A 6,763-nucleotide genomic window follows, 5' to 3' on the forward strand; every position below is an offset into this window, starting at 1 on the left:
CATCCAGGATGATCCCGAACTGCTGGAGCGGTTGAAGAAGATCCGCGACAACGATCAGGTCAAGGCACTGATCGTTTCCATCTCGTCGACCGGCGGAACCACCTATGGCGGCGAGCGCATCTTCAAGGCGATCCGCGCCGTTGCCGCCAAGAAGCCCGTCGTATCCGACATCCGCACCGTCGCCGCTTCGGCCGGCTATATGATCGCAACGGCCGGCGACGACATCGTTGCGGGCGATACGTCGATCACCGGGTCGATCGGCGTCATCTTCCAGTATCCGCAGGTCAAGGACCTGCTCGACAAGGTCGGCGTTTCCCTCGACGAGATAAAATCGGCGCCGCTGAAGGCCGAACCGTCGCCCTTCCATCCGGCAAGCGAAGAGGCCAGGAACATGATCCGCAATATGGTCATGGACAGCTACGGCTGGTTCGTAGATCTCGTTGCGGATCGCCGCAAGCTGCCGCGCGGCGAAGTGCTGAAGCTTGCCGACGGCAGCATCTTCACCGGCCGTCAGGCGCTTGAGAACAAGCTGATAGATACGCTCGGCGGCGAGGATGAAATTCTCTCCTATCTCGAAACGCGCAAGGTCAAGAAGGATCTGCCGATCGTGGATTGGAAGCGGGAAGACAAAACTGCGTCCTTCTTTTGGCCCGGGGCCGCTTCCTGGTTGCTAAATCGTCTCGGTTATGATGATTTGATCAAGGGAGAGAGTCTTCAGAAAATCATGACCGATAAGTTGTTTCTTGACGGCCTGCTTTCAGTTTGGCAGGGTGCAGCCAATTGATAAATCAATGATTTAAGGGGATAGCCGTGATCAAGTCGGAATTGGTGCAGATCGTTGCCGCCCGCAACCCGCATCTCTACCACCGTGACGTCGAAAATATCGTCAACGCCGTCCTCGACGAGATCACCGATGCACTCGCGGCCGGAAACCGGGTCGAACTTCGCGGATTCGGCGCTTTTTCCGTCAAGAACCGGCCTTCGCGCTCCGGTCGCAATCCCCGCACCGGCGATACGGTCTTCGTCGAAGAAAAATGGGTTCCGTTCTTCAAGACGGGCAAGGAGCTGCGCGAACGTCTCAATCCGGGCGCCGGCGACGAGGAAGACGATAACTGATCGGCCCGTTCCGGCCGGATTTCCCCCAAATACTTCGACGGAAATAGCCGTCTGACATGATTGTGCCGCGACGCGGCGGCACTTGAATTCGGCCGCCTCTTTTCTATTCTGCGGCAGAAGGCAGCTTGGATGTGGGCATTCATGGCTGCGGACAAAGGAGCTGCGCAATGGCCAAGAAGATCGTCAATCTGCTGATATTGCTGCCGCTCGGCATCATTCTCATCGTATTCTGCGTCGCCAACAGGCAATCCGTCACGCTGGCCTTCAATCCATTCCGGCCGGACGATCAGGTGCTGTCGCTGAATGCGCCTCTGTTCTTGCTGCTGTTTGCGGCGCTGATCCTCGGCATGCTGGTGGGGAGCGCGGTCACCTGGTTCAGCCAGGGAAAGCACCGCAGGCGCGCCCGCAATCAATCGCGGGAAGCGGTACGCTGGCATGCTGAAGCCGACAGGCATCGCGCTCGTGCGGAAGAGATTGCCGGTCAGCTTCCGTCAAAATGATGCGGTGTCCGAAAGCCGCATTTCCTTGTAATCGCCTTCCGGCGAGGCGCCATCGCCGATGATCTCGAAGCCGAGGGCTCGATAGAAGGCCATGGCGCGCACGTTTCTGACCAGACATTTCAGCCGGTAGCGGCGCTTCGGCCAATCCGGCAGGGCGGCAAGCAGCGCCTTGCCGGCGCCATGTCCCTGAAAAGCCGATTGAATGTAGAGCATATGGATGAAGTCGTCCGGCTCCCAAATCGCGGCGAATCCGGCAATCACACCGCATTCCTCCTCGCACACGTACAAGCGCTCACCATTCGTATGAATGGCGAAATCTTCCAGAGTGAAGTGATCGGGATCGACCCAGAGGAATGTCTCGCGACGAACGCGGAGATAGATCTCCGCAAGCTGCGGCATATCCTGTTCGCGTGCCGGCCGGATGGTCCAGATATCGGATTTCGATGTCATAGTTTTCTATATGGGCGCAAAAAGCGCCCACAGCAATCACGAGTTGGCCTGACCGTTGATCGCCGCGGTAAAATCGGCGAAAAACTGCTGTGCCAACTTCCTGGCGCTGGAATCGACCAGCCGCGAGCCGAGCTGCGCGATCTTGCCGCCGACCTGCGCCTTCGCCTCATATTGCAGGATCGTCTCGCCGCCTTCTTCCCTGAGGACGACGTCGGCGCCGCCCTTGGCGAAGCCGGCGATGCCACCCTTTCCTTCGCCCGATATCGTGTAGCTTTCCGGTGCGTTGATGTTGGAAAGCTTGACCTCGCCGTTGAAGGATGCGGAAACCGGGCCGATCTTCAGTTTCACGGTCGCCGTCAGCTCCGTCGGAGAAATCTGCTCAAGGCTTTGGCAGCCGGGAATGCATTGCTTGAGGATCTCGGGATCGTTCAGTGCCGCCCACACTGCGTCCCTGGGTGCTGCGATCCGCTCCTCGCCGGTCATGTCCATGCACAGTCCTCCCTATGTGACATTTTGTGCATGGATCATCGCAGATCGGAAAGCGCTTTGCCAAGTGGCGGCCAGATGCTATTTGCACGCACATATCAATTTTGAGACAAGCATGGTGAAACATAGGGAAAACCGGCCCGGCCAGAAAGCCGCGGGCGGTCTCGGGGCAAAACCCCGGCGTGACATGCCCGGCAAGCCACCGGCAAAATCCGCGCACGCCTCAAGGCCGGCCAAGCCTTCGCGCGATCACGGTGAGCGGGTGGCCGAACCGCGGGATGCGGCAACCGCTTCCGCCGCGCCCGAACGGCCGTTGATCTTGAGAAGCGGCGAACGGCCGGCAGAGCGCGTGCCCGTCATCCTCGAATCGCTGGGCGCCGGCGATTTTCACCTGATCGACAGCGGCAACGGACTGAAGCTCGAGCAATACGGCCCCTATCGCATCGTCCGCCCGGAGGCGCAGGCGCTCTGGCCGCCGGCGCTTGCCGCGCATATCTGGGACAATGCCGACGCCGTCTTCACCGGTGATACGGACGAGGACGGCATGGGCCGCTGGCGCTTCCCGCGCGAGGCGCTTGGCGAGACCTGGCCGCTGCAATTGCTCGGCGTCGATTTTCTCGGCCGTTTCACCGCCTTCCGCCATGTCGGCGTCTTTCCGGAGCAGATCGTGCACTGGGCCTGGATGAAGGAGCAGGTCGAGGCGGCGAAAAGGCCGCTGAAGGTGCTGAATCTCTTTGGCTATACAGGCGTCGCATCACTGGTGGCGGCTGCGGCGGGCGCGGAAGTCACCCATGTCGATGCCTCCAAGAAAGCGATCGGCTGGGCGCGCGAAAACCAGGCTTTGGGCCGCATGGAAAAGCTGCCGATCCGCTGGATCTGCGAGGATGCGATGAAGTTCATCCTGCGCGAGGAGCGGCGTGGCAACAAATATGATATCATCCTGACCGATCCGCCGAAGTTCGGCCGCGGCCCGAACGGCGAGGTCTGGCATCTGTTCGAGCATCTGCCGCTGATGCTGGATGTCTGCCGTGAAATCCTGTCGCCCAAGGCGGTCGGCCTCGTGCTGACGGCCTATTCCATCCGCGCCAGCTTCTATTCGATCCATGAGCTGATGCGCGAGACCATGCGGGGCGTGGGCGGCGTGGTCGAATCCGGCGAGCTCGTGATCCGCGAAGCCGGCCTCGACGGCCGCACGCCGGGCAGGGCGCTTTCTACCTCTCTCTTCAGCCGCTGGGTGCCGAAATGAACCAGGATTTCCGTAACGACGGCCCGCGCAAGGTCGGACAGGTCAAGGAGGTCACCTCGCTTGCTAATCCGATCGTCAAGGACATCAAGGCGCTGACGGTCAAGAAGTCGCGCGAGGAAAGCGGTGCCTTCCTGGCGGAGGGCCTGAAGCTCGTCATCGATGCGCTCGATCTCGGCTGGAGGATCCGCACGCTTGTTTATGCCAAGGCCGCCAAGGGCAAGCCGCTGGTCGAGCAGGTGGCCGCCAAGACGGTCGCCGCCGGCGGACTAGTGCTGGAGGTCAGCGAAAAGATCATCGGTTCGATCACCCGCCGCGACAATCCGCAGATGGTGGTCGGCGTTTTCGAGCAGCGCTGGCGGCCGCTTCGGGACGTCAGGCCGAAACCGGGCGAGACCTGGGTGGCGCTCGACCGCGTGCGCGATCCCGGCAATCTCGGCACCATCATCCGCACCGCCGATGCGGCCGGCGCATCCGGCGTCATCCTCGTCGGCGACACGACCGATCCGTTTTCCCTGGAAACCGTACGCGCCACCATGGGGTCGGTCTTTGCCGTTCCCGTCGTCAAGGCGACGCCGGAAGAGTTTCTGGCCTGGAAGAAGACCGCAAGCGTTGCCGTCGTTGCCACCCATCTGGCCGGCGCCGTCGACTACCGCACCATCGACTACAAGAGGAAGCCCGTCGTCATCCTGATGGGCAACGAGCAATCCGGCCTGCCGGATATCCTGGCGAAGGAGGCCGATGCGCTTGCCCGCATCCCGCAGGCAGGCCGCGCCGACAGCCTCAATCTGGCGGTTGCCACGGCAGTCATGCTGTTCGAAGCCCGCCGTCATATCCTGACACTCAGCGAGACGCGATGACCGAAAGCGAAACCCACGAACGGCCGACAATGAAGGCAGCCCTGTTTTCCCGGCCCCTGCCCATCCTGATCTTCATCGTGATCGCGGTCATTCTCGATCAGGCCATCAAGATCATGGTGGACCATTGGCTGCCGCTGCAGGAGATGGTGCCGATCATTCCGATGCTGGCGCTCTATCGCACCTACAATTTCGGCGTGGCATTCTCGATGCTGTCGGGCATGGACGGCTGGTTCATCGTCGGCATGCGGCTCGTCATCGTCGCCTTCGTGCTGTGGCTGTGGCGGCGCGCGCCGGATCACCGCTGGCTCGCGCATGTGGGGTTTGCCCTGATCATTGCCGGCGCGCTCGGCAACCTGATCGACCGGTTTCTCTACGGCCATGTGATCGACTACATTCTCTTCTATACGCAGACGTGGTCTTTCGCCGTGTTCAATCTTGCCGACAGTTTCATTACCGTCGGCGCGGGATGCGTCATCCTCGACGAGCTTCTGATGCCGAAAAAGGCAAAAACTTAAAATTCTAGCGAATCCCTGAAGGCATCGGGAACCGTGCCTGTGATAGCCAGTGTGCATGAGCACTCTGGCAAATTTGCAGGAAAAGCTTGCCGCGGCAGCAGTTCGCGGCCAAACGGAACCGATCGAGGGACTGGCCGAAAACGCGCCGGTCCCTGCAAGGCCGATCGAGTCGCCCCAGAATGGGGTTCGTCAACCGGCATTGCCCGCGCGGGCCTGGTGGCTGCAGGGCCATTGGCTGAATGGCGGTGGGCTCGTGGCGGGCGCTGCTCTTCTTGCGACCGGCTTTGCCGGAGGTCCCCTGACGCTGGCGGGCGTTTTGGCCCTCTTGGCCCTCGCACTCGCCGCTGCCAGCGTCGCCAAAATCCGAAGCGCAGCCCATAAGCCCGAGGCGGCCCTTACCGATTTCAGCGAGAGCGAGCACGACCGCCTGTGGGAACACAAGGAGAGCGTCGGCCTGCTTGCCACCGTCCATGACGCGCTTGGAGACATAGCAGTCACCCGCAGCATCGATCGCCGGATTCTGCACGCCAACGCCACCTTCCGCAAGCTGACGGGCAAGTCACATCCGGAAGGCCTGACGCTGGAAGAGGCCGGTCTCGTATTCCGTGCCGTCACCGACGCGAAACATCAGGACGCGGAAATCGCCACGCCCGACGGGCGGCGCATCTTCGCCTGGCACGATGTCATGTTCCGTGATCCGGCAACCGGACAATTGTGCATGCAGAGCATCGCGCGCGACGTGACGGAAGAGCGGCAGACCGCCCGGCTGCGCGAGGATGCGCGGCTGAAGGCCGAGTATAACAGTGCGGCCAAATCGCGGTTGCTCGCAACCGTCAGCCACGAGATCCGCACGCCGCTGTCGGGCATTCTCGGCATGAACCACCTGCTTGCCCAGACACCGTTGACTTTGGAGCAGGCAAATTATCTGACCGGCATTCGCCAATCGGGGCATGCGCTGGTGCAGTTGGTCGAAGACCTCCTTGATTTCTCCACGATCGAAGTTGGCCGCTTCCAGTTGCATCCCCGCCAGGAGGCTTTGCGTCCTCTGCTGGAGGGCGTCATCGAAATGCTCGCCCATCGTGCCCATGAAAAGGGCATCGAAATTGCCGCGAGCGTTGCCGCCGATGTCCCCGAAAGCATGGAGTTCGATCCCGCCCGTCTACGCCAGATCCTGTTCAACGTCATCGGCAATGCGGTGAAGTTCACCCAGACCGGCGGGGTTCTCGTCCGTGTCGATCTTCACGAGCGCGACTTGACGATATCGGTGCGGGACAGTGGCCCCGGCATGACGGAGGAAGAACAGGCGCGCGTCTTCGGTGAATTCGAACAAGCCGGCTCGGTCGTGGAAAGAAGCGCCGGCACAGGGCTCGGCCTTGCCATCTCCGCCCGCATCCTGCGTGAGTTCGGCGGCAGGCTCAGCGTCGCCAGCGAGCGCGGCGAGGGCAGCGAGTTCGTCATCTCCTTTCCGGTCGGCCTAGTTGCCGGGGAAGACGGGTACGGTCGTCGCGGCAGGATGCTCGGGGGATCCCGCGTCCTGCTGCTGGCTCCAGAGGGAGCAGCAAGCACGGCCATCATGCGGACCATTCAGACTCT

Annotated in this window: 9 protein-coding genes; 7 read left to right on the plus strand and 2 right to left on the minus strand. The window is 61.6% G+C overall.

The window, feature by feature from the left end; all coding sequences use genetic code 11:
• The 3 genes from sppA to Q4Q11_RS30375 form a co-directional block, all read left to right on the plus strand.
• Positions 1-784 (plus strand): signal peptide peptidase SppA (gene sppA / locus Q4Q11_RS30365; RefSeq protein ID WP_498571798.1); only part of this gene is annotated, 784 nt, incomplete at its 5' end.
• Between the two features lie 26 nt (positions 785-810).
• Positions 811-1,116 (plus strand): integration host factor subunit beta, encoded by a 306-nt coding sequence (locus Q4Q11_RS30370; RefSeq protein ID WP_004120746.1) that lies wholly within the window; start codon positions 811-813, stop codon positions 1,114-1,116.
• A gap of 167 nt (positions 1,117-1,283) precedes the next feature.
• The gene (locus Q4Q11_RS30375; RefSeq protein ID WP_498571799.1) at positions 1,284-1,616 is read left to right on the plus strand and encodes a lipopolysaccharide assembly protein LapA domain-containing protein; all 333 of its coding nucleotides are present in this window, start codon (positions 1,284-1,286) and stop codon (positions 1,614-1,616) included.
• Here Q4Q11_RS30375 and Q4Q11_RS30380 read toward each other — a convergent pair.
• On the minus strand, positions 1,608-2,066 hold the full coding sequence (locus tag Q4Q11_RS30380; RefSeq protein ID WP_498571800.1) for a GNAT family N-acetyltransferase: 459 nt from the start codon (positions 2,064-2,066) through the stop codon (positions 1,608-1,610). The two genes, Q4Q11_RS30375 and Q4Q11_RS30380, sit on opposite strands and share 9 nt — an antisense overlap.
• A gap of 36 nt (positions 2,067-2,102) precedes the next feature.
• On the minus strand, positions 2,103-2,555 hold the full coding sequence (locus Q4Q11_RS30385) for an SRPBCC family protein (protein ID WP_113217504.1): 453 nt from the start codon (positions 2,553-2,555) through the stop codon (positions 2,103-2,105).
• Positions 2,556-2,670: 115 nt separating this feature from the next.
• Here Q4Q11_RS30385 and Q4Q11_RS30390 point away from each other — a divergent pair, with 115 nt between their 5' ends.
• The 4 genes from Q4Q11_RS30390 to Q4Q11_RS30405 form a co-directional block, all read left to right on the plus strand.
• Positions 2,671-3,798 carry a class I SAM-dependent methyltransferase gene (locus Q4Q11_RS30390; RefSeq protein ID WP_498571804.1) on the plus strand — a complete coding sequence of 376 codons (1,128 nt, stop codon included), beginning with the start codon at positions 2,671-2,673 and terminating at the stop codon, positions 3,796-3,798.
• Positions 3,795-4,655 (plus strand): TrmH family RNA methyltransferase, encoded by an 861-nt coding sequence (locus tag Q4Q11_RS30395; RefSeq protein ID WP_498571801.1) that lies wholly within the window; start codon positions 3,795-3,797, stop codon positions 4,653-4,655. The genes Q4Q11_RS30390 and Q4Q11_RS30395 overlap by 4 nt, the downstream gene beginning before the upstream one ends.
• Positions 4,652-5,170, plus strand: a complete 519-nt coding sequence (gene lspA / locus Q4Q11_RS30400) for a signal peptidase II (RefSeq protein WP_498571802.1) — start codon at positions 4,652-4,654, stop codon at positions 5,168-5,170. Before Q4Q11_RS30395 ends, lspA begins: the two co-directional genes overlap by 4 nt.
• 55 nt (positions 5,171-5,225) lie before the next feature.
• The coding region (locus Q4Q11_RS30405; protein ID WP_498571803.1) for a sensor histidine kinase at positions 5,226-6,763 on the plus strand (1,538 nt) is incomplete at its 3' end.

It is taken from the genome of Rhizobium sp. UFLA01-1127, from assembly GCF_059803845.1.

Bases quoted from the DNA above. Each gene is read 5' to 3' on its own strand.
- Q4Q11_RS30375 (WP_498571799.1), top strand. From the start codon at position 1,284: ATGGCCAAGAAGATCGTCAATCTGCTGATATTGCTGCCGCTCGGCATC.
- Q4Q11_RS30380 (WP_498571800.1), bottom strand. From the start codon at position 2,066: ATGACATCGAAATCCGATATCTGGACCATCCGGCCGGCACGCGAACAG.
- Q4Q11_RS30385 (WP_113217504.1), bottom strand. From the start codon at position 2,555: ATGGACATGACCGGCGAGGAGCGGATCGCAGCACCCAGGGACGCAGTG.
- Q4Q11_RS30395 (WP_498571801.1), top strand. From the start codon at position 3,795: ATGAACCAGGATTTCCGTAACGACGGCCCGCGCAAGGTCGGACAGGTC.
- lspA (WP_498571802.1), top strand. From the start codon at position 4,652: ATGACCGAAAGCGAAACCCACGAACGGCCGACAATGAAGGCAGCCCTG.